The organism is Haloleucobacter ellipsoideus, from assembly GCF_052491725.1.
In genome coordinates, this window is the sequence record NZ_JBQWAR010000013.1 from 79509 (window position 1) to 103657 (window position 24149).

A 24149-nucleotide genomic window follows, 5' to 3' on the forward strand; every position below is an offset into this window, starting at 1 on the left:
TTTTATAATATACATATACGGCAAATCACCATGTGCCGTTGAGGGACAACATACACACTGAAAATCAGACGAAAATGCGACAAATAACCCTCGCATACGCACAAGAGTCTCAACATAGACTTATCGCAACGCACAATTCAGAGATGGAAAGGTTTGAATTATCTCTACACATCAATCCGAAAGGAAAGTTCATTATAATAGTTTCACAGAATAGGCCGAGATGCAGCGTTCATCTTTGACACCCCGCCGCCTCAATCAGGGCCAGCGCCGCAACAGCAGCGGTATCGGCGCGCAGGATCCGCGGGCCGAGAGACAAGGTGAGCGCACGTCTTGAAAGCTGTGTGCGCTCTTCCGGCGCAAAGCCGCCCTCCGGCCCGATCAGGACACTTACCGGGCGTGCGGGAGCGGCGCGCAATTCGGCGATGGGGTCGGCATCGGGTGCGGCTTCATCGCAGAAGACCAGCACGCGTTCTGCGGGCAATTCCTCCAGCCATCGCGAAAGCGGGCGCGGCTCATTCACAACCGGCAAGGTGAGAATGCCGCACTGTTCTGCGGCCTCGGCAGCATTCGCTGCCATACGCTCCAGATTAACCCGCGAAACCTGTGTGTAACGGGTCAGCACAGGGGTGAGAATACCTGCCCCCATCTCCACCGCCTTCTGCACCATATAATCCAGCCGGGCATGCTTGAGCGGGGCGAAGGCATATTCCCGGGTCAGAGCGGAGGGTTGCGGGCGCGTCTGCGCCTGCATCGCAAACCGCGCCTCGCGCTTGCCGCCCGGCAGACGCTCCGCCTGCCATTCCCCATCACGACCATTGAACAGCAGAATGCGCCCCTGCACCGGCAGGCGGATGACGTTCAACACATAATGCGCCTGTTCGGCGGCAAGGATAATCTCCACGCCTTCAGCCAGATCATTCGAGACATGCAGGCGCTGGGCGCGAAAATCATAATCGGCGGCCATGGCAGATTCCTTGTTTGCCGGGAGCTTCCGCCCCATGCGTTCCCATGACCGGGGCCACATGACAAGTGGGCGGAGAAACAGCATGCAATGCACAAAAAAGCCCGGTGCATTCAAGATGCACCGGGCTGAAACCGGAACGCTCTTTTCGAGGGAAACCTACTTCTTGTTTCCATCCGCATCAAACTGGGAGAGATAGGCGATCAGATCTGCCCGCTCATCATCCTTCTTGATGCCGGCGAAGGCCATCTTGCCCTTGGGGGCCAGCACCTTCGGGTTGGTCAGATAGTTGTTGAGGTTTGCATCATCCCAAACCTTGCCTTCCTCGGCACCCTTCAGAATATCGTTCGAATATTTGAAGCCTTCAAAGTGCGCCCACTTGGCCCCGAGAATGCCGTTCAGCGGCGGCCCGACGCGCGGCTTGGCATTCGGCCCGATCATGTGGCAGGCCATGCACTTCTTGAAGACCTTCTCACCCTTTGCAGGGTCCGGCTCGGCAAGGGCTGCGGTGGAAGCGCCAGCCAGAGTGGCGGCAGCCAGTGCGGCAGTAATGAGCGAAGCCAGACGCATCAGATATCCCCCTACCAGCACATGCGAACAGCCGCATGCACCCAGAAAACCCGTTCACCCTCAAAAGCGCTCGCCCGCATGGGCGTGTTCAGCTCCCGGATGTCCAGTCTTTCATTAGCATGAATCTAAAAATTACGTCGATGCGACCATGCGTCCTCCCCGCAAAAACATGCGGATATACAGGCAGGTGGAATATGTATACGCGTATACTAATATAGATTGATAAACCTATATATCGCATTTCCGCAACAGCATGAGCGCCCCTCAGATACCGCCGGCACCGGGCCGGAGGTCTGAGAGGCGCTTTCTCAGCTTCAGGAAACCGGGCCGCTTCAGCCCTTGTCGGGGTTGCGCGCAGCACGCGCGGCTTCACACTCGCGCATCAGCACATCCACAAGCTCGGCGGCCGGAAGCGCGCGGGCAAGCGGTGCACCCTGCCCTGCCCATTGCGCGCCATAGCGCATATTGCCTGCGGCACGGGCAGCCGCATTCAGCGCCTTGCCGGCATCATAGGCCATGGGGTAACCGGCCGGCCTGTGCCCATTGCGCGCCAATTCCTGCCCCAGTGCGGTAAAGTCATTGGCGATGCAGCGTGCCGGACGACCGGAAATGGCATCCGTAAGCACCGTATGTGCAGAACCGGGCCCCAGAAGCGCCGCACGATGCGCTTGATCTGCCAGGCTTTCCGGGCAGGCGATGAAGGCCGTGCCAAGCTGCACCGCAATCGCCCCCAGATCCAGACAGGCCGCGATCCCGGCTCCATTCATGATGCCACCGGCTGCAATAACAGGCAGATCAAGCTCTTTCACCAAAAGCGAGACAAGCGTGAAGGTTGAAAGGCGCTCATCCCGCGCCTGCGGATCAAACACACCACGATGCCCGCCGGCCTCGATGCCCTGCGCGACGAGCGCATCAACCCCGGCTGCGGCAGCCGCACGCGCCTCCTCCAGATTCGTCACACTGGCAAACAGCACTGCGCCATCTGCCTTCAGCCGGGCAATGCGGGCAGCCGGAGGCAGGCCAAAATGGAAGCTGACAATAGCCGGCCGTTCCTCGGCGAGCATGTCGGCCATCGCATCATCATTGACAAAACTGCGATAGATTTCACGCAGGCTATCCGGCGGCGTTGCATCAAAAGCCTGAAAGCTGGGGCTCAGGGCATCCAGCCATGCGCGTTCTCGCGCCTCATCCCGCACCGCCGGCTCATGACAAAACAGGTTTACATTGAAAAGCCGGGTTGTCGCCATGCGGGTTTCACGAATGGCGATGCGCCCGGCCTCCGCATCCCCTGCCCCCAGCGCAATCGAGCCCAGAGCACCGGCGGCACAGACAGCCGCGGCCAACTGGGGGCTGGAGGTTCCCGCCATGGGCGCCTGGATGATTGGCACATTCACATGCAAACGCTCCATCAGATGCGACATGGCAGGTTCCTCACTTGGCTGGGCAGATCAAAGGCCGGTTCAGAATAGGCACACAATAAGAAGGCGGGGCAGCCTGCGCTACCCCGCCTGAAAAGAAGCTGAAGAAAGGCTCCGCCTAATCTTGCACCTGCGGCCTACACCTCCGGCGCGGCAGCTTCATCGCCACCCTCGGCATCTTCTTCCGCGCCATCGTCGGCACCTGTTTCCTCGCTGATATGCTCAACGGAAACAACGCGCTCACCCTCAGCCGTATTGAAGACGATGACCCCCTGGCTGGCGCGGCCGACAATGCGAATGCCATCCACCGGGCAACGGATGAGCTGGCCGCCATCGGTGACAAGCATGATCTGGTCATGTTCCTCCACCGGGAAGGAGGCGATCAGCGGCCCGTTTCGCTCGTTCACCGCCATGGCGACGATGCCCTTACCGCCACGGCCCGTGACGCGATATTCGTAAGAGGAACTGCGCTTGCCATAGCCATTTTCAGAAATGGTGAGGATGAACTGCTCCGCCTCACTCATTTCCACATAGCGCTCCTGACCAAGCTGGCCATTGCCGCTTGCGCCCTCTTCCGCATCCACATCCAGCGCCTCACCCGCCTCGCCCTGAAGGGCCCGGCGCATCTTGATATAGACCAGACGCTCATCGGCCGAGGCTTCCACATGACGGATGATCGCCATGGAGATGATCCTGTCGCCATCCTCCAGCCGGATCCCGCGCACACCCACACTGTCACGCCCCTTGAAGACGCGCACATCGGTGACCGGGAAGCGGATGCAGGCGCCATTGGCTGTTGTCAGCAGGACATCATCATCTTCATTGCACAGGCCAACCTCGGCAATGGACTCGCCCTCACCCAGCTTCATGGCAATCTTGCCATTGCGGTTCACATGCTCGAAATCCGAGAGCGCATTGCGCCGCACCATGCCGGATGTGGTGGAGAACATGATCTGGGCGCGCTCATTCTCTTCGCCCTTCTCGGGCAGAAGAACCACAGAGGTGATGCGCTCGTCCGACGCCAGCGGCAGAATGTTCACCAGAGCCTTGCCCCGCGCCTGCGGAGCGGCCAGCGGCAGGCGCCACACCTTCAACTTGTAAACCTGCCCCTTGGAGGAGAAGAACAGCACCGGCGCATGGGTTGAAGCCACGAACAGGCGGGTGACGAAATCCTCATCCCGCGTCTGCATGGCGGAGCGCCCCTTGCCACCCCGGCGCTGCGCCCGATAGGTGGAAAGCGGCACGCGCTTGATATAGCCGGCATGGGAAACGGTGACGACCATTTCCTCGCGCTGGATGAGGTCCTCATCATCCAGATCACCAAAACCTTCAACGATTTCAGTGCGCCGGGGATTACCGAACTCCGCCTTGATGGCCAGCAGCTCATCACGGATGATGGCGCGCATGCGTGGGCGGCTGGCGAGAATGTCGAGATAATCGGCAATCTCGACCGCCAGCTTTTCCAGCTCATCGGCAATTTCATCCCGCCCGAGAGCGGTGAGACGCTGGAGACGCAGATCCAGAATGGCACGCGCCTGCTCCAGCGAGAGACGGTAGGTCCCGTCCGCATTGAGCATGTGGCGCGGGTCCGCGATCAGCGCAATCAGCGGCGCCATGTCCCGCGCCGGCCAGTCCCGCCCCATCAGGGATTCACGTGCGGTAGCCGGATCCGGCGCGGTGCGGATGAGGCGGATGACCTCATCAATATTGGCAACGGCAATGGCCAGACCCACCAGGACATGGGCCCGGTCCCGCGCCTTGCGCAGCAGATACTTGGTGCGGCGGCTGATGACCTCCTCACGGAACGCGATGAAGGCGGTGAGCACATCATGCAGGTTCAGAAGTCCCGGCTTGCCGCCGGAAAGCGCCACCATATTCACGCCGAACGAGGTCTGCAGCATCGTCTGGCGATAGAGATTGTTCAGCACCACATCCGCCTGGGCGTCGCGCTTGATCTCGATCACCACCCGCATGCCATCGCGGTCACTCTCGTCACGGATCTCGGAGATGCCCTCGATCCGCTTGTCCCGCACCAGCTCGGCGATTTTCTCGATCATCGTCGCCTTGTTCACCTGATAGGGAATCTCGGTGACGATCAGTGCCTCACGGTCCTTGCGGATATTCTCGATGGCGACGCGCGCGCGCATGAGAATGGAGCCGCGACCCGTGAGATAGGCCTGCCGGATACCCGTGCGGCCCAGAATGAGCGCACCGGTGGGGAAGTCCGGCCCCGGCAGGAAATCGAGCAAGGCCTCCGGCTCAAGGGTTGGATCATCCAGCAGTGCAACCGTGACGTCCACCACCTCGCCCAGATTATGGGGCGGGATATTGGTGGCCATGCCGACAGCAATGCCGCCCGCACCATTCACCAGAAGATTCGGCACCTTTGCCGGAAGGACACTCGGCTCCCTCTCGGAGTTGTCATAGTTGTCCTGAAAGTCGACGGTATCCTTGTCGAGATCGTCGAGAAGGGCATTGGTGACCTTTTCGAGCCGCACCTCGGTATATCGCATGGCGGCGGCCTGATCGCCGTCAACCGAACCGAAATTGCCCTGGCCATCCACCAGCGGAACCCGCATGGCGAAAAGCTGCGCCATGCGCACCAGTGCGTCATAAACGGACTGGTCGCCATGGGGGTGATATTTACCGATAACGTCGCCGACCACGCGGGCGGACTTGCGATAGGACTTGTTCCACTCATACCCGTTCTCATGCATGGAGAACAGGATACGGCGATGCACAGGCTTCAGACCGTCGCGCACATCAGGCAGGGCCCGGGCGACGATGACGCTCATGGCATAATCGAGGTAGGAGCGGGAAAGCTCCTCCGTGATGGAAACGGGCCGGATGTCAAACGACGGCTCGCCGCCCGAAATCGGCGTCTCGGAATCAGCCAAAAGTCAACACTCGCATAACATTCGAAGGTAGGACACTCCTACCCGATTCATCGTGAGGACACCAGCGAAACCCGGGCCACTGGCGCAAACAACATCTTTGCAAAACAAGGCCTTAGAAGACCGGGCGTTTCACAGCCTCGCGAATGCGCAGGCCAGCGCCCGGTTTTCACGCCCCTTCCCCGCACATGAGGCCGGCTGGAGCAGGCCACCCGGCATGGCTCAGAAGGGGATTTCATCATCCAGATCATTGACCGGACGCCCACCGCCGGAGCCGCCACCGCTGCTGCCCCCGCCACGGCGTGCTCCGCCGCCATATCCGCCACCGGAACCGCCCTCGGAATATCCGCCGCCCATGGGGCTGGACGAGCCGAAATCTGAACCGCCACCATATTCATCACCGCCGCCCTCGCCGCCACTGCGGCTATCCAGCGCGGTCAGTTCGCCACGATAGGGGCGCAGCACGATCTCGGTGGTGTACTGCTCACGGCCATCGCGCTCGAACTTGCGGGTCTCAAGCTGGCCCTCGACATAAACCTTGGAGCCCTTGCGCAGGGAACGCTCGGCCCGGCCGATCAGGTTCTCGTTGAACACCACGACCCGGTGCCATTCCGTGCGATCGCGCCATTCACCGGAGTTCTTGTCCTTCCAGCTTTCAGACGTCGCAACCGAGAGATTGCAGACGCGCCCGCCATTCTGGAAGCTCTTCACCTCCGGGTCGCGGCCGAGATTGCCGACCAGGATCACCTTGTTGACGCTGCCGGCCATTGGCGGGCCTCCATCCATTTTCCAAACACATTCAGGCGAGCGCGCACCCTAGCCACAGGCGGCCGGAGCGCGAGACCTCAAAGCGCGTTATCCACCATTAAGCCGCGCGGCACAACGCACCCCTGCGCGCACCACTTTTCATCCGCCCCTCTGCATAACCGATATTTTTGACTGGCGCCAAGAAAAAGTTCCACTTATGTTCTCTACCGCATCGCCCATGCCGCACTAGATAGAGGTCTGAACCATGAGCATCCGCCACATGCAAAGTCACCTCGGCCCGTGTCCGGCGCGGCAGCAAATATGTGGTGCATGTTCGAGCCCTTCCCCGCAGCGCCTGCATGCTGGCCACCCCGGCGCCATGCAGAATGGCGCGCGCCCCGCCTGCGCGCCCAGCCCGCGCCATTGAGAGATCGATGTCGGATCGCGATTCTGTCCTGCGGCTCTCGTCCGCCCCCGTCAGCCGGCGTGACTCCCGCACCCTTTCCGTGCGCGGCGCGCGTGAGCACAATCTGAAGAATGTCGATCTGGAGATCCCGCGCGACAGCCTTGTGGTGTTCACGGGCCTTTCCGGCTCCGGCAAAAGCTCTCTGGCTTTTGACACCATCTATGCCGAGGGCCAGCGGCGCTATGTGGAAAGCCTTTCGGCCTATGCCCGCCAGTTTCTGGAGATGATGCAGAAGCCGGATGTGGATCAGATTGACGGTCTTTCCCCCGCCATCTCCATCGAGCAGAAGACCACTTCGAAAAATCCGCGCTCCACCGTCGGAACGGTGACAGAGATCTATGACTATATGCGCCTGCTCTGGGCGCGCGTGGGCGTGCCTTACTCCCCGGCCACCGGCCTGCCGATCGAAAGCCAGACCGTCTCCCAGATGGTGGACCGCGTGCTGGCTCTTCCCGAGGGTTCCCGGCTTTATCTGCTTGCGCCCGTGGTGCGCGGGCGCAAGGGCGAGTACCGCAAGGAACTGGCCGAATGGATGAAGAAGGGCTTCCAGCGGGTCAAGATCGATGGCGCTTTCCACGAGATCGCCGACGCCCCGCCGCTGGACAAGAAGTTCAAGCACGATATCGATGTGGTCGTCGATCGTATCGTGGTGCGCCCCGACCTTGCCCAACGGCTGGCCGACAGTTTCGAGACGGCCCTTGGGCTGGCGGACGGGATTGCCGTTGCTGAATTCGCCGATGAGAAGGACGAGAATGGCGCACCGCGCCGCATTGTCTTTTCAGAAAAATTCGCCTGCCCGGTTTCCGGTTTCACCATTGCCGAAATCGAGCCGCGCCTGTTCTCGTTCAACAATCCCTTTGGCGCCTGCCCGGCCTGTGACGGGCTGGGAGTTGAGCAGACCATTGACCCGGAACTGGTCGTGCCGGACAAGATGCGCACCCTGCGGCAGGGCGCCATCGCTCCTTGGGCCAAATCCACCTCACCCTATTATGGGCAGACGCTGGATGCGCTGGCCAGACACTATGACTTCAAGCTGAACGTGCCCTGGTGTGATCTGCCGGAAAAGGCGCGCGAGGTGATGCTCTATGGCTCGGGAGAGGAGAAGATCCTCTTTGCCTATAATGACGGCATGCGCTCCTACGAAACAGAAAAGACCTTTGAAGGCGTGGTGCGCAATCTGGACCGGCGCTGGAAGGAGACGGACAGTGACTGGGCGCGGGAGGAAATCTCCAAATATTTCTCCACCGTGCCCTGCGCCGCCTGCAATGGCTATCGCCTGAAGCCGGAAGCGCTGGCAGTGAAGATTGATGGCCGGCATATTGGTGAGGCAGGCGCCCTTTCGGTGAAGGCGGCGGCGCGCTGGTTCGAGGAACTGCCAACCCATCTCACGGACAAACAGAATGAAATCGCCACCCGCATCCTGAAGGAAATCCGGGAGCGGCTGACCTTCCTGCTGGATGTGGGGCTGGAATATCTCACCCTTGCGCGCGCTTCCGGCACACTTTCAGGCGGGGAGAGCCAGCGTATCCGTCTGGCCTCGCAGATCGGCTCCGGCCTTACAGGCGTGCTCTATGTGCTGGATGAGCCCTCAATCGGCCTGCATCAGCGCGACAACAGCCGCCTGCTGGAGACGCTGAAACATCTGCGGGACCTTGGAAACACCGTCATCGTCGTGGAGCATGACGAGGATGCCATTCTCGCGGCGGATTATGTGGTGGATGTCGGCCCCGGCGCCGGCATTCATGGAGGCCGGATTGTCTCGCAGGGCACACCGCAGGATATTCTGGCCGATCCGAATTCCCTCACCGGGCGCTATCTCACGGGCGAGCTTTCCGTGGGCGTGCCGGCGCGGCGCAAGCCGGATGCCAAGCGCATGCTGCGTCTTGAAGGAGCGCGCGGCAACAATCTGAAGAATGTGACAGCCGAGATCCCGCTCGGCCTGTTCACGGCGGTTACGGGTGTTTCAGGCGGCGGCAAGTCCACCTTGCTGCTCGATACACTCTACAAGGCTGTGGCGCGGCGGCTGAACGGGGCCAGCGAAGCACCCGCCCCCTATGACCGCCTCGACGGGCTGGAGCATCTGGACAAGGTCATCGATATCGACCAGTCCCCCATCGGCCGCACGCCCCGCTCCAATCCCGCAACCTATACGGGGGCATTCACGCCCATCCGCGAATGGTTTTCCGGCCTGCCGGAAGCGAAGGCGCGCGGCTATGGGCCCGGGCGCTTTTCCTTCAATGTGAAGGGCGGGCGGTGCGAAGCCTGCCAGGGTGACGGCGTCATCAAGATCGAGATGCACTTCCTGCCGGATGTGTATGTCACCTGCGATGTCTGCAAGGGCAAGCGCTACAATCGCGAAACGCTTGAGGTCACCTTCAAGAACAAGTCGATTGCCGATGTGCTGGACATGACGGTGGAGGAAGGCGCAGCCTTCTTCAAGGCCGTGCCGGCCGTGCGTGACAAGCTGGAAACACTGCGCCGGGTGGGGCTGGACTATATCAAGGTGGGCCAGCAGGCGAACACGCTCTCCGGCGGCGAGGCCCAGCGCGTGAAGCTCTCCAAGGAGCTTTCACGCCGCGCCACCGGCCGCACCCTCTATATTCTGGATGAACCGACCACCGGCCTGCATTTTCACGATGTGAAAAAACTGCTCGAAGTGCTCCATGAACTGGTCGAGCAGGGCAATACGGTGGTCGTGATCGAGCATAATCTCGATGTCATCAAGACAGCGGACTGGGTCATCGACCTTGGCCCGGAAGGGGGTGACGGGGGCGGCGAAATCGTAACCACCGGCACACCGGAGCAGGTTGCCGCCAATCCCCGCTCCCATACCGGGCGTTTTCTGGCCGAGGTGCTTGCACGTCGCCCGCTCAAGGAGCCGCCCTCACAGATGGAGAATACCGGGGAACCGGCCGCCGAAAGCAGGGAGCCCGCCCCCGCCAGGACGACAAAGCCGCGCGCCCGCACCCGCAAAGCCTCACCCGCAAGCTAAAGAGGGCGCGGCGGCAACAGGGATACGGCTTCAGGCATGCTCCTGAAGCCGTCGCTCTCCACGGGGCGCGCATCATAATTTTACCGGGCATGGTGCAAGGCCAAACATTTCCCCGAATCCAGATATAAGGGCGCAAAAGCGGCGGAGCCTTCCCATGGCCCGCATCCTCAGGAGAAGATGTATGAACCCCGTTCACGTTATCGGCGCCGGGCTCGCCGGCTCCGAAGCCACCTGGCAGATCGTGCGTCAGGGCGTGCCGGTGATTCTACATGAAATGCGCCCGGTGCGCGGCACGGAAGCCCACCACACCGAGGGTTTCGCAGAACTTGTCTGTTCCAACTCCTTCCGTTCGGATGATGCCGAAACCAATGCGGTTGGCGTGCTGCATGCGGAAATGCGCAGGGCGGATTCGCTCATCATGCGCGTGGCGGATGCCCATCGCGTGCCCGCGGGCGGTGCCCTCGCCGTGGACCGGGACAGTTTTTCCCAGGCTGTCACCCAAGAGCTGGCCAACCATCCGCTGGTGGAGGTGCGCCGCGAGGAGATCACCACCCTGCCCCCTGCGGAATGGGACAATGTGATCATCGCCACCGGGCCGCTTACGGCACCGGCGCTCGCGCAATCCGTTCTGGAACTGACGGGCGAGAGCGCGCTGGCCTTCTTTGACGCCATTGCCCCCATCATCCATTTCGACAGCATCGACATGGACAAGGCCTGGTTCCAGTCCCGCTATGACAAGAGCGGGCCGGACAGCAACGGCGCCGACTATATCAATTGCCCGATGGATCAGGCGCAGTACAGCGCCTTCATCGATGCCTTGCTGGAAGGCGAAAAGGTACCGCTGCGCGACTTCGAGGCGAAGACTCCTTATTTCGACGGCTGCCTGCCCATTGAGGTCATGGCCGAGCGGGGGCGTGAAACACTGCGCTTTGGCCCCATGAAGCCGGTGGGTCTCACCAATCCGCATGCGCCGGATGTGAAAGCCTATGCCATCGTGCAGCTGCGGCAGGATAACAAGCTGGGCACGCTTTATAATATGGTCGGCTTCCAGACCAAGCTGCGCCATGCCGAGCAGGTGCGCATCTTCCGCACCATTCCCGGGCTTGAGAATGCGGAGTTTGCGCGCCTTGGCGGCCTGCACCGCAACACATATCTCAATTCCCCCCGTCTGCTGGACCCGCGCCTGCGCCTGAAGGCCGATAGCCGCCTGCGCTTTGCCGGGCAGATCACCGGATGCGAGGGCTATGTGGAAAGCGCCGCCATCGGCCTTCTGGCCGGGCGGTTCGCGGCGGCCGAGCGGCGTGGGCTGGAGCAGGCTCCACCTCCACCCACCACTGCGTTGGGCGCGCTTCTGGGGCATATCACCGGTGGTCATATTGAAACGGTGGATGCCGGCCCGCGCTCCTTCCAGCCCATGAACGTCAATTTCGGCCTGTTTCCCCCGCTGGCGGAAGCCCCGCGCGGGGAAGGCGGAAAGCGCCTGCGCGGCAGTGAAAAGGCCCTTGCCCGCAAGAAGGCCCTCGCAGCGCGCGCCCGCACCGATATGGAACAGTGGCTCGACAGCGGCAACAAGGCGGCTTAGATCGTCCCTGAACTGAATGCGAACCCGTTCGCATCAGCAAAAGCATTCCCAATCGGGGCTCTGTCACGGGTCATCACTGTGGAAGAACCCCGGAGGGTTGTGGGCATGGCCCGGCGCGCGAAAAATGTGCGCGGCCCATGTATCTCAGCCCTCATCGTTCAGTCAGAAGGCGTTCACCCCCAGCACGGCGGCCTGTCGTGCGGGCGGGGCACCTTCCTGGAGACCTCCATGGCCCGCGCAGTTCAGTCCGTTCCTCCCATTGAGTACAATGCCGACATGGCCCGCTTCACCGTGGACACGGTGCTCAAGCGCGATGTTTTCTCGGTGGTGGAACGCGGCACCTGGACAGACCGGGAAGGCCGCCAGTGGCCGGCCGTGCGCCGGCGTTGGAATGAGGTTTCCCCCTGGCTTGCCTTGCTGGCGCGCCGCCTTGCCACCTTCGAAGTGCAGGCGCTGGAGAGCGTGACCTCGACTGGCGTCACCACCCCCCTGCTGGCTGTTGGCCACCGCTTCCTCGTGCGCGGCTGGATTGAAGGCGTGCCGCTGCAGATCGCCCGTCCTACGGGAGACAGCCACTTTTTCCATTCCGCCCGGCAGGCGCTGCACACGCTCCATCGCAAGGGCTATGTGCATAATGATCTGGCCAAGCAGCAGAACTGGCTGCGCGGGGCGGATGGAGAGGCCTGGCTGATGGATTTTCAGCTGGCCCTGCCCATCAGCCGCCGCTGGAAGTTGGGCCGCGTGCTGGCCTATGAAGACCTGCGCCATCTGCTGAAGCACAAGCGCACCTATTGCCCCGATGAGCTCACCCCGCGGGAGCGGGCCATGCTGGCGAAGAAGAGCATTCTGACCCGCACATGGATGGCTACGGGTAAACGCGTATACAGGTTTGTGACCCGCCGCATCCTTTCCTATTCCGATACGGAGGGCCGCGGCCCGCGCGTGACGCAGGTGGGGCCGCGCATCATAGCAGCGCTGAACGCCCACCCGGCGGTCGCGGAAGCCCATATGGCAGACTTCCAGACACTGGGCGGCAAGGTGGGTCTTTACGCCTTTGTGGAGCCGCGCCCGGGCGAACAGATCTCGGAAGAGACATTGCGCGCGCATCTGGCCATGGCCCTGCCGGACAAGCCGCACCTGAACAATCTCCAGGTTGTCCCCGCCCTGCCCCGTGCAGTGGATGGCACGGTACGCGATGACCTGCTGCTGCTGATTGCCCGCAACCAGATCGAGATGCTGGCTGACCTTTCAGGCTCTGAAGAGGTACGCGAACAGGTGGCGGAGATTGCCCGCAGCCGGCAGAATCTGACAGACCGCATCACGCGCTCCGGCACATAAGCCCGGAAACATGATGCACGCCCACTTGCGTGAAGCATGGGCGTGCGCATGGCTGGTGAGGCCGATGAAAATCTCAAGCCCCTGATTTTTCAGAATATTATTCGTATACCCATATACACGTAAAGGGATATGCGAGTAAAAACCCCAGAATAATCAGATAGTCATATGCGCGTATACACACCTACGCACATATGGTTAAACTTGCATACCCCGCCGCCATTTGTGGGGCGGCGCTTAACGCGCCTGATGCTCGTCTGACAAGCGGGCCGCAATGGCCGCCTTGCCCTTTTTCACGAAAAGAAGGTCGATAGCCTCCTCCAGAAGAGCCTGGACGGTGGTGTCATCCTCAGCGGCCAGCATGCGGAGCTGGCGGGCAACCTCTGGGGGAAAGTGGCCGCCAATGAGCCGGGTCCCCGTCCGCCCTGGACGGCGCACCTTTTCCACCACTGGCGTGGGCGCCTCGGCCTCAGGAGCGGCCACCGGAGAGCGGCTGCCCCGCCCGCGGCGAGGAGGAGTGACCGCCGCTTTTTCCTCTGCTTTGGGAGCCTGCTGGATCGCCCGGTTCAATACCGCCTGCAATGCGTTAGCCATTTTTCACGCCCTCCTGCGCAACCGCCCCGATATGTATACCCATATAATCATATAGACCCGCAATCTCCTGCGCGGCCTTCCCGCCCGGATCAATCTCCTGTGCGGCACGCCCGGTCTGCTGTGCGCGGGAATAGGCAATGCGGCTGCCAATGCGTACGGGACACAAGTTCGCCTCCAGCTCCCGGATCGCCCGCTCCGTATCCTCCACCTCCCGCCCCTGATGCGGGCAGAAGGTGATGGCGACGGCATAGGGGCGCTCATAATGCTTCACGAGATCCAGCGAGCGGGTCATCGCCATCACATCCAGAACGGCGGGCCGTGTGGGAATGAGCACGAAATCCGCCCTCTGCGTCGCCTCATAGGCGATGTCCTTGGAGAAGGGGGGCGTATCGATAACGGCCAGATCACAGCCCGCATTTTCCGCCGCCGCGAGCACATGGGCCAGACGGGAGGCCGGCACGGCCGTAATGGCCAAGGGATCCTCGAACAGGGTTTCCTGCCGCGTATCCTTCCAGAAGCTGGCGCTGGCCTGCGGGTCCAGATCGATAATCACCACACTCTGGCCACGCCGCACGGCTTCCACCGCCAGCGCTGTCGCCAATGTCGTCTTTCCGACGCCGCCCTTCTGGGACACAATGGCCAAGGTCTTCATCAAGATACCTCAATACCTATATACGGGTATACTCAAAACCACGAAACCCAGCCCGAATGCGGTGGAGCGAAACAAAGCCACCACACACATTCAGGCCCCTTCTCATACGAGTATACGCTATCACGAAGCGATTTGTATAGAAATAATTAACCATATACACATACAAATATGTTCGTATAAATGTATACATGAATTTGTGTATAGGATCATACTCCTATGACATCGGGGCCCTCCCCCGACACCCCGGCCTTATTGAAGAAGATTGCCCCCTGCCCTTATGCGCCGCGCCGCACGCCACAAGCTGAACTGGCGGCCAAATGCAGAGACCCCTCCAATCTCGCGGAGCGGATCAGCAATCCTCTCAAGCGCCCGAAGGTCCTTGGGAACGAGAGCAAGCGGCAGAAGAGCGGGCGAAATGGCGGTGCGCTCCTCACGCGCAAAGGTCAGAAATTCCGCCTGGGCCCGTTCGAGATGATGCCGTACCCGCAGGCGCAGCTCACCCAGAGCCGCGCGCAATGCCGGTGATGGCGGCCCTGAAAGACCATCCTTCCGCCCGCCTCCATGGACGGCGAGCATGGAAAGCGGCACATAGCACTGCCCCCGGCTCGCATGTATCGGCAGGCTGCGCATGAGGCCCGTCATCGCGATGGCAACGCCGGTATGCCCTGCAAGGTCACCGGTCCGCGACGACACTTCCGGCGAGAGGATCATGATGGCAAGCTGCACCAGCGCGCTTGATGTTTCTCCCGCATAGCCTTCCAGATCATTCAGGGTGGGCATCGGGTCGTCATACACATCAAAAATACGGGCATCGACCAGATTGATCAGTGCGGATGGCGGCAGCGAAAAGCGCTGCATCGTATCCATGAGCGCATAGGCGACAGGGTGCCCTTCTACCGCACCGCGCCCCTGCCCCTCGATCACCTCCCGCCACCACACTAGACGCATCTCCCCGGGCAGTGCCTCGCGCACCACCTCCCGCACCCGCGCGACATCTATGCTGAAGGCATGAAGCGCGAGCAGATGCGGACGCAGATCGGCCGGTGCAAACAGGCAGGCCAGAAACCGGTCACGGTCCATCCGGCGCACCAGATCAGCGCAATAGTCATAAGCGGCTTCAAGCGCCGAAGAGTGGGGGGTGACATGTGAGGAGGACATGACCTGCCTTAACACGCGTGACCGCATCAGAGCCAAAAGGAGACAGGCTCCCCCACTCGCGCAAGAGTGGAGAGAATCCGCAATCTCAGCAGGCTTCACCTATATCGCGATCAGTGCCGCACCAACAGGACGGTCTTCCGCCAGCAACACATTATATGTGGCCGCGGCAGCATGGGTCGGCATCAGCTCGAAGCGCAGCCCGCAATCCCGCAGAACCTGCTTCAGCGGTTCCGGCAGATGGGCCGGCTCCTGCCCCGTTCCAATGAACAGAAGCTCGAAACGCGGCGCATCAGCCACAATCAGCTCCAGCGCGGATGGCGTGATGTCAGCCATCCTGGTCACCGGCCAGGGCTGCACGCCGGAGGGCAAGGCAAGAATGGAGCCGGAATGGGACATGCCGGAAAAATGGAAGAAGTTATGTCCGTAGCCGTCAATCGGCACCTGCCGTGGCAGGAAAGGACTTTCTGGCCGCTCCATCCTGTCCTCCATCTCAATTCATCCATATGGGGTGGCATGGGCATGATAATGCCCGGGCAATACGATGGAACAGACCACCCCTTGAAACGATACAGGCCCCGAAGCTCTTCGGGGCCTGCATTCATTACGCCTTCTTGCCGCCCTTGCGTGGCCCGGAGGACTTCCCCTTCCCGCCGCTCCGGGCGGGAGCGGGAGCAGCAGCGCCAGCGGCTGCCTTTTCCGCCTCAAGAAGCCGGGCTGCCTCATCCACATTCAGAATGTCCTCGGGCTGCTCATCCGGCTTGGCTTCCGCAGCCACGGAGGAACGGCGCAGGCCCAGATGGATCAGCATGGGCACAGCCACACAGGTTGTGGAATAGGTGCCCACCAGCACGCCAACCGTCATGGCGAGCGAAAAGCCCCGCAACACCTCGCCGCCGAACAGATACAGGGCGATGGTGGCAAAGAAGGTGGTGAGCGTGATGATGATGGTCCGCGAAAAGGTCGCGTTCACTGCCGTATCCAGAAGCTCCGGCAGGGGCATTTTCTTGTAGCGGCGCAGCATCTCGCGCACGCGGTCATACACCACCACCGTATCATTGAGCGAATAGCCCATGATGGTGAGAAGCGCCGCGATTGCCGTGAGATCGAAATCAATTCCCAACAGGGAATAGACCATGAGCGTGATGAACACGTCATGCATCGTCGTCACAAGCGCGCCAACGGCAAACTGCCATTCGAAGCGGAACCACAGATAGACCAGAATGGCGACAGCGCCGAGAACCATCGCCACGATGGACTGACGCACCAGCTCCCCGGAAACGCTGGGGCCGACCGTCTCCACGCGCCGGATGGAATACTCATCCCCCAGCGCCTCTCGCACGAGCTGCACGACAGACTGAAGGGACTCCTCGCTGGTTTCTGCCTGCCCGACGCGGATCAACACATCCTGCGGGGAGCCGAACTCCTGAATCTGCACCTCACCAATGTCGAGATCTGTCAGATGCTCACGCAAGGCGGCCACATCGGCCACCTCGTGGGTGGCCTGCGCCTCGATCAGCGTTCCACCCCGGAAATCGATACCGAGATTGAAGCCGACCGTGGCGAACAGAATGACCGCAAACAGCGAGATGATGGCAGACAACGGGAAGCTGATGAACCTCAGCTTCATGAAGCGGATGTTGGTCTGCGCCGGAATATAATCAATCAAGGGCATTTTCGGCGGACCTTCAGATCGGCAAATCGGTCGGGCGGCGCCATCTCACCCACCAGGCAATCATGAGCCGGGTAAAGGTGTAGGCGGTGAACACTGTCGTGATGATGCCCAGAATGAAGGTCACGGCAAAGCCGCGAACCGGCCCCGAGCCACCCATGAGGAACAGGATCAGCGCTGTCACCAAAGAGGTGATATTGGCATCAAGCACCGTACCGAGCGCGTTCGTAAACCCCTTGTCGATGGCGGAAATGGCAGAACGCCCCTCCCGCGCCTCATCGCGGATGCGCTCGAAGATCACCACATTCGAATCCACCGCCATGCCGATTGTCAGGATGACACCGGCAATGCCCGGAAGGGTCAATGTGGCCCCCAGCAGGGACTGGAGCGAGAACATCAGCGTGACATGAACCGCAAGGGCGATCAGCGCAAGGAAGCCGAAAAAGCCATAAACGGCGATCATGAACACCGCCACGAGGCCGGAAGCCACATAGGCGGCAACCTTGCCGGCCTCGATCGAGTCAGCACCAAGGCTGGGGCCAACGGTACGCTCTTCCACCACCACAAGCGGCGCAGGCAGCGCGCCGGCGCGCAGCAGAATGGCAAGATCGTTTGCCTCCTGCACGGTGAAGCTGCCGGAGATCTGCCCCGAGCCACCCAGAATGGGCTCGCGGATGACAGGTGCGGAAATCACCTGATTATCGAGAACGATCGCGAAAGGCCGCCCCACGGCTTCCTGCGTGGTTGCCGCAAAGCGGCGCGCACCGTTGGAATTGAACCGGAAGGTGACGAGCGGTTCGGAAGTGGTTGGATCATAACCCGGCTGGGCATCCACCAGATCCTCACCCGAAACACGGACCTGCTTCTCCACCAGATAGGGGCGCCCATCCTGTCCCAGCAGGAGATCGGAATCCGGTGGCGGACGGCCAGCGGCCGCCTGCTCGGGCGACATGGACTGGTCCAGCATGCGGAAGGAGAGCTTGGCGGTCTGGCCCAGAAGCGCCTTCAGGCGCTGCGGATCCTGCAAACCGGGAACCTGCACCAGAATGCGCGAGGCGCCCTGACGCTGGATGTTCGGCTCAACCGTGCCCAGCTGGTCGATACGGCGGCGGATGATCTCGATGGACTGCTGCACGGCGGAACGCACGCGCGCATCCAGCCCCGCCGCCGTCAGCTGAACCGATATGGCCCCTTCCGAACCGGAAGAGACGGTCAGGTCCATCTCCCCGGAGGCAGAGCCCATCAAGGTGCTGCTCACCGGTGTGGCCAGCTTGCGCAGCTCGGCAACCGCCTTGGAGGTATCCTCAGGGTTTCTCAGAACCAGGGAAACGGTCGTGTCCCGCACGACCAGGTTCCGGTACCCGATCCGGCTGTCCCGCAACACCTTGCGCACATCATCACGCAGCTGTTCGGCGCGTTCATGGCGCAGAGCGCTCTCATCCACCTCCAGCAGAATGTGGGAGCCGCCCTGCAGGTCCAGCCCGAGCGTGACATGCGTATTCGCATACCACGCCGGCAGACGCTGCAGAACGCTCTGCGGCAGTATGTTGGGAAGCGCCAGAAGAACGCCCGCAAGAACAATCGCAAGGATCGTCGCGGACTTAAAGCGTGAGAAATGCAGCATGTCGCGGGCTATTCTGTCAGATCAGGAGGCGGCGGGCGCCTCGTCCTTGGCGGGCTCGCCCTTGGTGCGGACCGTTGCGATCTGGGACCGCAACTGGCGCACGCGCACATTGTCGGAAATCTGAAGCTCCACCTCGGTGTCATCCACCACGCGGGCAACCTTGCCGACAAGACCACCCATGGTGACCACGACATCGCCACGGCGCAGCGCACCCACCATTTCCTGGTGAGCCTTCGCGCGCTTCTGCTGGGGACGCAGAATCAGAAAATACATGACGACGAAGATCAGCAGAAAGGGCGCAAGCTGAATGAGCATGTCAGCCCCGCCTCCGGCACCTTGAGCGCCCTGGGCGAAAGCAGGCGTAATGAACATGGGCACCCTCGTTCGTCTGTTTGGAAAATTTCACATCAGGCTTCATCGCGGCACGATACGCCAACAATGAAGATGCGGGACTATACTGACAGTCCCATCGATTGCAACGCCCCCATCACACAGGGGGCGTTACGTAAGGTTATACAAGACGTCGGAGCATGATATCCGGCAATGAACCCCTCATTGCCCACCCTGCAAGGGAATGACACTTGCTCCCGATTCGACCGTATTGCTCACCGAATGGCCCAGTTGCCCGAGATGGCTCTGATAATTGGTGCGCGTGTTCGAATCCATCACCGCCACCGGAGCCGCGATGACAAGGCCGGCCGCCGTGCCGACAGTGGACGCGGCATCCGTTGTCAGCTGCACGATGTTTTCACCGAAGCCGACGCGGGAATCCGTCATGGTCTGGCCCTGCGCCAGCCGCGCGCCGATGGACTGCACCACCAGCGGGCTTGCGGCGAACTTGCCATGATTGAGCGGATCATCCGTCTGAAGCTTTGTCAGATCCACAACCGTGATGCCACTCTTCTCGAACTGGCTGCGATACGGCTCCTGGAAGGGGTCCACCTGCCCCACGCGAGGCACACCGCCCCAGACGCGACGCGAGACCTGAAGCGCCTTGTCATCCTGCGAGACGAACATCGTGAAATTCGGGCGCTTGTCACCAATCTCGTTGAAGACGCTGCGGAAGACATCCACATCCACATCGGGAGCAGCCAGCATCACATTCTTGATCTTGGGCGGGATTCTTCCATTGCGGATGGCCATCTGCCGCAACGCTTCAAGTGTCACCACATTCCCCATGGAGTGGGCAAGAATGGAGACCTCGGTCACGCTCGGGTCCTTGGCCATGAAGGTCAGAAGGCGCTCCAGCGCATCGCGCGAATAGGATGTGCTTTCCCTGTCATAGCCATAGGCCAGCAAGCTGCCACGCGATGGCCAGGTGAACAGCACCGGTGTCACGTCCGCGCCCGAATCGTTCACAATCTGCGCGAAGCGGAAAACAGCGTCATCAAAGCGCTGGTTATAACCATGTACGAACACCAGCGCCTGACGACCCGGCGTCTTGCGCACATGGGCGTTGAACCACTTTTCCGCCTGCGGGCGGGTGAGATCTGTCAGGCTGGTGGTGACGAAATCGGTAGCAGGATTGCCCGGCACGGTCTTGGGCCACTGCACATCGCCCACCTTGCGGGCACTTGCGGGGGGAATGGAGACATCCACCTCCAGAAAGCTGACCTTGTCCCCACGTTCGCCGCTGAACACATCCGGCCCGTCCACGCGCTCACGCACGGTCGCCACCAGCATGTCCACGCGTGACGTGCCCGGCACCTGATCCGGAACGGGAATAAGCGCGCCATCAGGCCGCCCGGCGCATGCTGTGAGCACGCTGGCCGCAAGAACGCCCAGCACGGCGATACGCATGCAATTCCAAGCGGGAAGCTGCAAGGTCTCGTTCCTCTTAAAATGAAGTAGCCCCTGCCATATGCCAGAAGGGCGGGATGGTGCAATGCAGTTTGGGGGTCGGCAGACCCAATCTGTTAAAATATTATTAAAGTGCGGCTGCCGTGCCACGCATGAGCGGGGCAAAGCGCACCGTCATCAGTTCCGTGCGCTGATGCCCGGATTGCTGCTTCACAAAGCGGACCAGCTTCTGCTCCCCGTCAGCCGGGCCAATGGGCATGACCAGCACGCCGCCAAACCTGAGCTGCTCCACCAGCGCCTCCGGAATATCCGGCGCCGAACCTGTCACCATGATCCGGTCATAGGGTGCACGTGCCGGCACCCCGAGCAGGCCATCACACATATAGCTCGCAATGTTGCGCAGCCCCAGAACCTCGAACCGCGCCTGCGCCTCCGAGACCAGCCGGCGATAGCGATCAACCGACACCACCCGTGAACCAAGGTGCGACAAGACCGCAGCTTGATAGCCGGACCCCATTCCGACTTCCAGAACAATATGTTCTGCCGTGACGTTAAGAAATTCTGTCATCTTCGCAACCAACCCTGGCTGCGACATGGTCTGCCCGCAGGGAAGAGGCAAAACGATGTTTTCATAAGCATATGCACGGAATTGCGGATCCAGGAACAAAGGCCGCGGCACCAGCTCCATGGCACGCAAGACCGCAACATCCCTCACCCCAAGCTGACGCAGCGCAAGAATGAAGGCCATGCGCTCCGCCCTCTCACTTTCGCCCGCAGAGATGCTCATATGATTTATCCAAAATTAACCATTACTTATTGAAATAATAGAAACTTATGCCATTCTTCAAGTTAAACTCAAACTTTAAGTTAAGGCAATAACCGGCATCGACACCCCTGCCCTATGCGACCAGATATCCTCATTCCGCTTTTCGCCCCCCTCACCACGCTTCCCGGCATAGGCCCGAAGCTGGCGCGCCCCTTCGGGCGCCTTCTGGGACGCGAGATGCCGCGGGTGGTGGATCTTCTGTTCCACATGCCCTCAGGTTTTGTGGATCGCCGCTCCCGCCCTCTCATCGCCGAGGCCCTGCCCGATACGGATGTGACCCTCGAGGTGCGGGTGGACAGGCATATTTCGCCCCCGTCCGGCAGCCGGGCTCCGCACCGCACCTATGTGTCTGATGAAAGCGGAGAGCTGGCCGTCATCCATTTCCGCATGGATGACGCGCGCCTGGCCCACATGCTGCCGGTGGGGGAAACGCGCTGGCTGTGCGGCAAGATCACCCTGCATGAGGGCAAGCGGCAGATGACCCATCCAGACAGGGTTCTGGATGCCAATGGGCTCGCCCGCCTGCCCCCTATTGAACAGACTTACCCGCTGGTGGAAGGGCTTGCGGCCGGATATCTGCGCCGGGCCATGGCCGCCGCGCTGGAACGGGTGCCGGATCTGCCCGAATGGCTGCCACACAGTGTCACCAGCGGGCTGCTACCGCCCTTCCGGGAGGCACTGCATCGGCTGCACCTGCCCCAGAACCCTGCAGATGCCGTGGCCACCGGCGCGCCCTGGCGCAGGCTGGCGCTGGATGAACTGTTCGCGCACCAGCTCACCCTCGCCTTCATGCGGGCGCGGGAGGAAAGATCCGGCGGGCGCTCCAGCATGGGTACCGGCGCGCTTTCCAACCGCATTCTCGGCGCCCTGCCCTTCAGCCTCACCGGCGCACAGCTTCAGGCCATCGCCGCCATCCGGGCCGACCTGGCGACAGAAAAGCGGATGCTGCGCCTGCTTCAGGGCGATGTGGGGTCTGGCAAAACCATTGTGGCCCTGCTTGCGGCCGCAACCGTTGTCGAGGCCGGCAGGCAGGCCGCCTTCATGGCGCCCACAGAGATTCTGGCCCGCCAGCATGCCGAAACCATAGCCCCCCTTGCCGCTGCGGCCGGCATGGAAATGGCCCTGCTCACCGGGCGCGAGAAGGGCAAGGCCCGCGCGGCCGTGCTGGAGAGGCTGGCTGATGGGCGCATCCATATTCTGGTCGGCACCCATGCCCTGATCCAGGATGATGTGGCCTTCCACGACCTTGCCCTTGCGGTGATCGACGAGCAGCACCGCTTTGGCGTGGAACAGCGTCTCACCCTCGCGCGGAAGGGACGCGGGGTGGATATGCTGGTGATGACGGCCACCCCCATTCCGCGCACGCTGGTGCTGACCCTTTTTGGCGACATGGATTCCAGCGAGTTGCGGGAAAAACCTCCCGGGCGACAGGAAATCGACACCCGTGCCTTGCCGCTGGAGCGGCTGGATGAGGTGATCTCCGGCATGCGCCGCGCCCTTGCCTCCGGTGCGCAGGCCTACTGGATCTGCCCGCTGGTCGAGGAGAGCGAGACCTCCGACCTCACTTCAGCAACGGAGAGATTTGAAAGCCTGAAGAAGCACTTCGGGGATAAAGTGGATGTCGTACATGGGCGCATGTCGGGCGCGGCGAAAGATGCCGCCATGGCCCGTTTCGCCGCGGGAGAAACCCGCCTCCTCATCGCCACCACGGTGGTTGAGGTGGGCGTGAATGTGCCCAATGCCACACTCATGGTGATTGAGCATGCCGAGCGCTTCGGCCTTGCCCAGCTTCATCAGTTGCGCGGGCGGGTGGGGCGTGGAGACAAGGCTTCCACCTGCCTGCTCCTGTATCGCGGGCCGCTGAGCGAAACAGCCAAGGCGCGCCTTTCCATCCTGCGGGAAAGCCAGGACGGCTTCCGGCTGGCGGAGGAGGACCTGCGCCTGCGGGGCGAAGGGGATGTCCTGGGCACGCGACAAAGTGGCATGCCGGGCTTCAGGCTCGCCCGCTCGGAGTTTCATGGAACGGAGGTGGAAGAGGCCCGCAATGCTGCCGCCACAGCCATTGAGCGGGACCCGGAGCTGAGCGGGCCACAGGCCCAGCCCATGCGCACCCTGCTCTATCTGCACGAACGGGAAAGCGCGGTGCGCTTGCTCTCTGCCGGGTGAGCGGCCATCCTGCAGGCATGTTTGGCCTGCCGCAACCACCTGAATCTGACAAGCGCCTCTCTGCCCCCTCCGCCTTCACCCGGCGGCTGGGGAGTGGCCTCTATCGCCAGATCCTGTTCGGCGCCGGCATCGTGTTTCTGGTAATCGGAGCCATTGGCGTGGTCATGCCGGTGATGCCCGGCACCGTTTTTCTCATCCTCTCCGCCTGGTGCTTCGCCCGCTCATCGCCGCGCTTTGAGCAATGGCTGCTCACCAATCGCCTGCTGGGGCCCAGCGTGGTGAAATGGCGGGAAAGCGGAGCCATCCCCCCATTTGCAAAGGCATTCGCCCTCGCCAGCTTTGTTGGCTCACTCGTGCTGAGCTGGCTTCTGGGCGCCCCGGATTTCGTGCTGATCGGGCTCGCAATCCTGTTCACAGGCCTCTCACTGTTTATCGTCAGCCGCCCGAACAGCTAGAGAGTTAACTTTAAAAGTTAACCATATCATATTGATTTATATGAGAAATTAACCACACTTAAAGTTAAGTTTTAACTTTAAGTGTGGTGCCCTCATTCAACAGTCACGGATTTTGCGAGATTTCTGGGCTGGTCGACATCCGTGCCCATGATGACGGCGGTGTGATAGGCGATGAGCTGGACGGGAATGGCGTAAACCATCGGGCAGATGGTTGCGGCCATTTCCGGCACGATCAGCTTC

At 61.5% G+C, this 24149-nt stretch carries 19 protein-coding genes; 5 read left to right on the plus strand and 14 right to left on the minus strand.

The annotated features are described in order from the left end of the window. Positions 1 to 229: 229 nt before the first annotated feature. The 5 genes from ACT6QG_RS02575 to ssb all read right to left on the minus strand — a co-directional run bounded on the left by ACT6QG_RS02575 (position 230) and on the right by ssb (position 6611). Positions 230 to 964: a 16S rRNA (uracil(1498)-N(3))-methyltransferase gene (locus ACT6QG_RS02575; RefSeq protein WP_444976030.1), complete on the minus strand. Its 735-nt coding sequence runs from the start codon at positions 962 to 964 to the stop codon at positions 230 to 232. Between the two features lie 156 nt (positions 965 to 1120). Next, entirely contained in the window at positions 1121 to 1531 is a 411-nt protein-coding gene (locus tag ACT6QG_RS02580; RefSeq protein WP_444976031.1) for a c-type cytochrome, read from the minus strand. Positions 1532 to 1863: 332 nt separating this feature from the next. Further along, a complete protein-coding gene (locus ACT6QG_RS02585; RefSeq protein WP_444976032.1) occupies positions 1864 to 2952 on the minus strand; it encodes an NAD(P)H-dependent flavin oxidoreductase in 1089 nt (362 codons plus the stop codon). A gap of 134 nt (positions 2953 to 3086) precedes the next feature. Then, positions 3087 to 5846, minus strand: coding sequence for a DNA gyrase subunit A (gene gyrA, locus ACT6QG_RS02590; protein WP_444976033.1), 2760 nt, complete (start codon positions 5844 to 5846; stop codon positions 3087 to 3089). 219 nt (positions 5847 to 6065) lie between these two features. Next, positions 6066 to 6611: a single-stranded DNA-binding protein gene (gene ssb, locus ACT6QG_RS02595; protein WP_444976034.1), complete on the minus strand. Its 546-nt coding sequence runs from the start codon at positions 6609 to 6611 to the stop codon at positions 6066 to 6068. A 413-nt stretch (positions 6612 to 7024) separates the two neighbouring features. Between ssb and uvrA the strand changes: the two genes are divergently transcribed. The 3 genes from uvrA to ACT6QG_RS02610 all read left to right on the plus strand — a co-directional run bounded on the left by uvrA (position 7025) and on the right by ACT6QG_RS02610 (position 12968). Next, positions 7025 to 10048, plus strand: a complete 3024-nt coding sequence (gene uvrA, locus ACT6QG_RS02600) for an excinuclease ABC subunit UvrA (RefSeq protein WP_444976035.1) — start codon at positions 7025 to 7027, stop codon at positions 10046 to 10048. Between the two features lie 181 nt (positions 10049 to 10229). After that, positions 10230 to 11630 carry a methylenetetrahydrofolate--tRNA-(uracil(54)-C(5))-methyltransferase (FADH(2)-oxidizing) TrmFO gene (gene trmFO, locus ACT6QG_RS02605; protein ID WP_444976036.1) on the plus strand — a complete coding sequence of 467 codons (1401 nt, stop codon included), beginning with the start codon at positions 10230 to 10232 and terminating at the stop codon, positions 11628 to 11630. Between the two features lie 228 nt (positions 11631 to 11858). Beyond that, entirely contained in the window at positions 11859 to 12968 is a 1110-nt protein-coding gene (locus tag ACT6QG_RS02610) for a serine/threonine protein kinase (RefSeq protein WP_444976037.1), read from the plus strand. Between the two features lie 234 nt (positions 12969 to 13202). Here the strand turns inward: ACT6QG_RS02610 and ACT6QG_RS02615 are convergent, their stop codons facing one another. The 9 genes from ACT6QG_RS02615 to ACT6QG_RS02655 form a co-directional block, all read right to left on the minus strand. Then, positions 13203 to 13559, minus strand: coding sequence for a ribbon-helix-helix domain-containing protein (locus ACT6QG_RS02615; protein WP_444976038.1), 357 nt, complete (start codon positions 13557 to 13559; stop codon positions 13203 to 13205). After that, the gene (locus ACT6QG_RS02620) at positions 13552 to 14211 is read right to left on the minus strand and encodes an AAA family ATPase (RefSeq protein WP_444976052.1); all 660 of its coding nucleotides are present in this window, start codon (positions 14209 to 14211) and stop codon (positions 13552 to 13554) included. Before ACT6QG_RS02620 ends, ACT6QG_RS02615 begins: the two co-directional genes overlap by 8 nt. 249 nt (positions 14212 to 14460) lie before the next feature. Next, on the minus strand, positions 14461 to 15369 hold the full coding sequence (locus ACT6QG_RS02625) for a phytoene/squalene synthase family protein (protein WP_444976039.1): 909 nt from the start codon (positions 15367 to 15369) through the stop codon (positions 14461 to 14463). Between the two features lie 99 nt (positions 15370 to 15468). Then, a complete protein-coding gene (locus ACT6QG_RS02630) occupies positions 15469 to 15846 on the minus strand; it encodes an Mth938-like domain-containing protein (RefSeq protein WP_444976040.1) in 378 nt (125 codons plus the stop codon). Positions 15847 to 15970: 124 nt separating this feature from the next. Further along, positions 15971 to 17041, minus strand: a complete 1071-nt coding sequence (gene secF, locus ACT6QG_RS02635; RefSeq protein ID WP_444976041.1) for a protein translocase subunit SecF — start codon at positions 17039 to 17041, stop codon at positions 15971 to 15973. 13 nt (positions 17042 to 17054) lie between these two features. Beyond that, positions 17055 to 18662: a protein translocase subunit SecD gene (gene secD, locus ACT6QG_RS02640; protein WP_444976042.1), complete on the minus strand. Its 1608-nt coding sequence runs from the start codon at positions 18660 to 18662 to the stop codon at positions 17055 to 17057. A 21-nt stretch (positions 18663 to 18683) separates the two neighbouring features. Then, on the minus strand, positions 18684 to 19034 hold the full coding sequence (yajC, locus tag ACT6QG_RS02645; RefSeq protein WP_444976043.1) for a preprotein translocase subunit YajC: 351 nt from the start codon (positions 19032 to 19034) through the stop codon (positions 18684 to 18686). A 180-nt stretch (positions 19035 to 19214) separates the two neighbouring features. Beyond that, positions 19215 to 20462, minus strand: coding sequence for an alpha/beta hydrolase (locus tag ACT6QG_RS02650; RefSeq protein ID WP_444976053.1), 1248 nt, complete (start codon positions 20460 to 20462; stop codon positions 19215 to 19217). Positions 20463 to 20589: 127 nt separating this feature from the next. Further along, the gene (locus tag ACT6QG_RS02655) at positions 20590 to 21249 is read right to left on the minus strand and encodes a protein-L-isoaspartate(D-aspartate) O-methyltransferase (RefSeq protein WP_444976044.1); all 660 of its coding nucleotides are present in this window, start codon (positions 21247 to 21249) and stop codon (positions 20590 to 20592) included. Between the two features lie 114 nt (positions 21250 to 21363). Between ACT6QG_RS02655 and recG the strand changes: the two genes are divergently transcribed. Next, a complete protein-coding gene (recG, locus tag ACT6QG_RS02660) occupies positions 21364 to 23454 on the plus strand; it encodes an ATP-dependent DNA helicase RecG (RefSeq protein WP_444976045.1) in 2091 nt (696 codons plus the stop codon). Between the two features lie 17 nt (positions 23455 to 23471). Further along, entirely contained in the window at positions 23472 to 23909 is a 438-nt protein-coding gene (locus tag ACT6QG_RS02665; protein WP_444976046.1) for a YbaN family protein, read from the plus strand. Positions 23910 to 24149 lie beyond the last annotated feature (240 nt).

Excerpts from the sequence above, each read along its gene's own strand:
- ACT6QG_RS02655 (WP_444976044.1), bottom strand. The coding sequence starts at position 21,249 with ATGAGCATCTCTGCGGGCGAAAGTGAGAGGGCGGAGCGCATGGCCTTC.
- trmFO (WP_444976036.1), top strand. The coding sequence starts at position 10,230 with ATGAACCCCGTTCACGTTATCGGCGCCGGGCTCGCCGGCTCCGAAGCC.
- ACT6QG_RS02630 (WP_444976040.1), bottom strand. The coding sequence starts at position 15,846 with ATGGAGCGGCCAGAAAGTCCTTTCCTGCCACGGCAGGTGCCGATTGAC.
- secD (WP_444976042.1), bottom strand. The coding sequence starts at position 18,662 with ATGCTGCATTTCTCACGCTTTAAGTCCGCGACGATCCTTGCGATTGTT.
- ACT6QG_RS02615 (WP_444976038.1), bottom strand. The coding sequence starts at position 13,559 with ATGGCTAACGCATTGCAGGCGGTATTGAACCGGGCGATCCAGCAGGCT.
- ACT6QG_RS02620 (WP_444976052.1), bottom strand. The coding sequence starts at position 14,211 with ATGAAGACCTTGGCCATTGTGTCCCAGAAGGGCGGCGTCGGAAAGACG.
- yajC (WP_444976043.1), bottom strand. The coding sequence starts at position 19,034 with ATGTTCATTACGCCTGCTTTCGCCCAGGGCGCTCAAGGTGCCGGAGGC.
- ACT6QG_RS02625 (WP_444976039.1), bottom strand. The coding sequence starts at position 15,369 with ATGTCCTCCTCACATGTCACCCCCCACTCTTCGGCGCTTGAAGCCGCT.
- ACT6QG_RS02585 (WP_444976032.1), bottom strand. The coding sequence starts at position 2,952 with ATGTCGCATCTGATGGAGCGTTTGCATGTGAATGTGCCAATCATCCAG.
- ACT6QG_RS02575 (WP_444976030.1), bottom strand. The coding sequence starts at position 964 with ATGGCCGCCGATTATGATTTTCGCGCCCAGCGCCTGCATGTCTCGAAT.
- ACT6QG_RS02580 (WP_444976031.1), bottom strand. The coding sequence starts at position 1,531 with ATGCGTCTGGCTTCGCTCATTACTGCCGCACTGGCTGCCGCCACTCTG.
- ssb (WP_444976034.1), bottom strand. The coding sequence starts at position 6,611 with ATGGCCGGCAGCGTCAACAAGGTGATCCTGGTCGGCAATCTCGGCCGC.
- uvrA (WP_444976035.1), top strand. The coding sequence starts at position 7,025 with ATGTCGGATCGCGATTCTGTCCTGCGGCTCTCGTCCGCCCCCGTCAGC.
- ACT6QG_RS02650 (WP_444976053.1), bottom strand. The coding sequence starts at position 20,462 with ATGCGTATCGCCGTGCTGGGCGTTCTTGCGGCCAGCGTGCTCACAGCA.
- secF (WP_444976041.1), bottom strand. The coding sequence starts at position 17,041 with ATGCCCTTGATTGATTATATTCCGGCGCAGACCAACATCCGCTTCATG.
- ACT6QG_RS02610 (WP_444976037.1), top strand. The coding sequence starts at position 11,859 with ATGGCCCGCGCAGTTCAGTCCGTTCCTCCCATTGAGTACAATGCCGAC.
- recG (WP_444976045.1), top strand. The coding sequence starts at position 21,364 with ATGCGACCAGATATCCTCATTCCGCTTTTCGCCCCCCTCACCACGCTT.
- ACT6QG_RS02665 (WP_444976046.1), top strand. The coding sequence starts at position 23,472 with ATGTTTGGCCTGCCGCAACCACCTGAATCTGACAAGCGCCTCTCTGCC.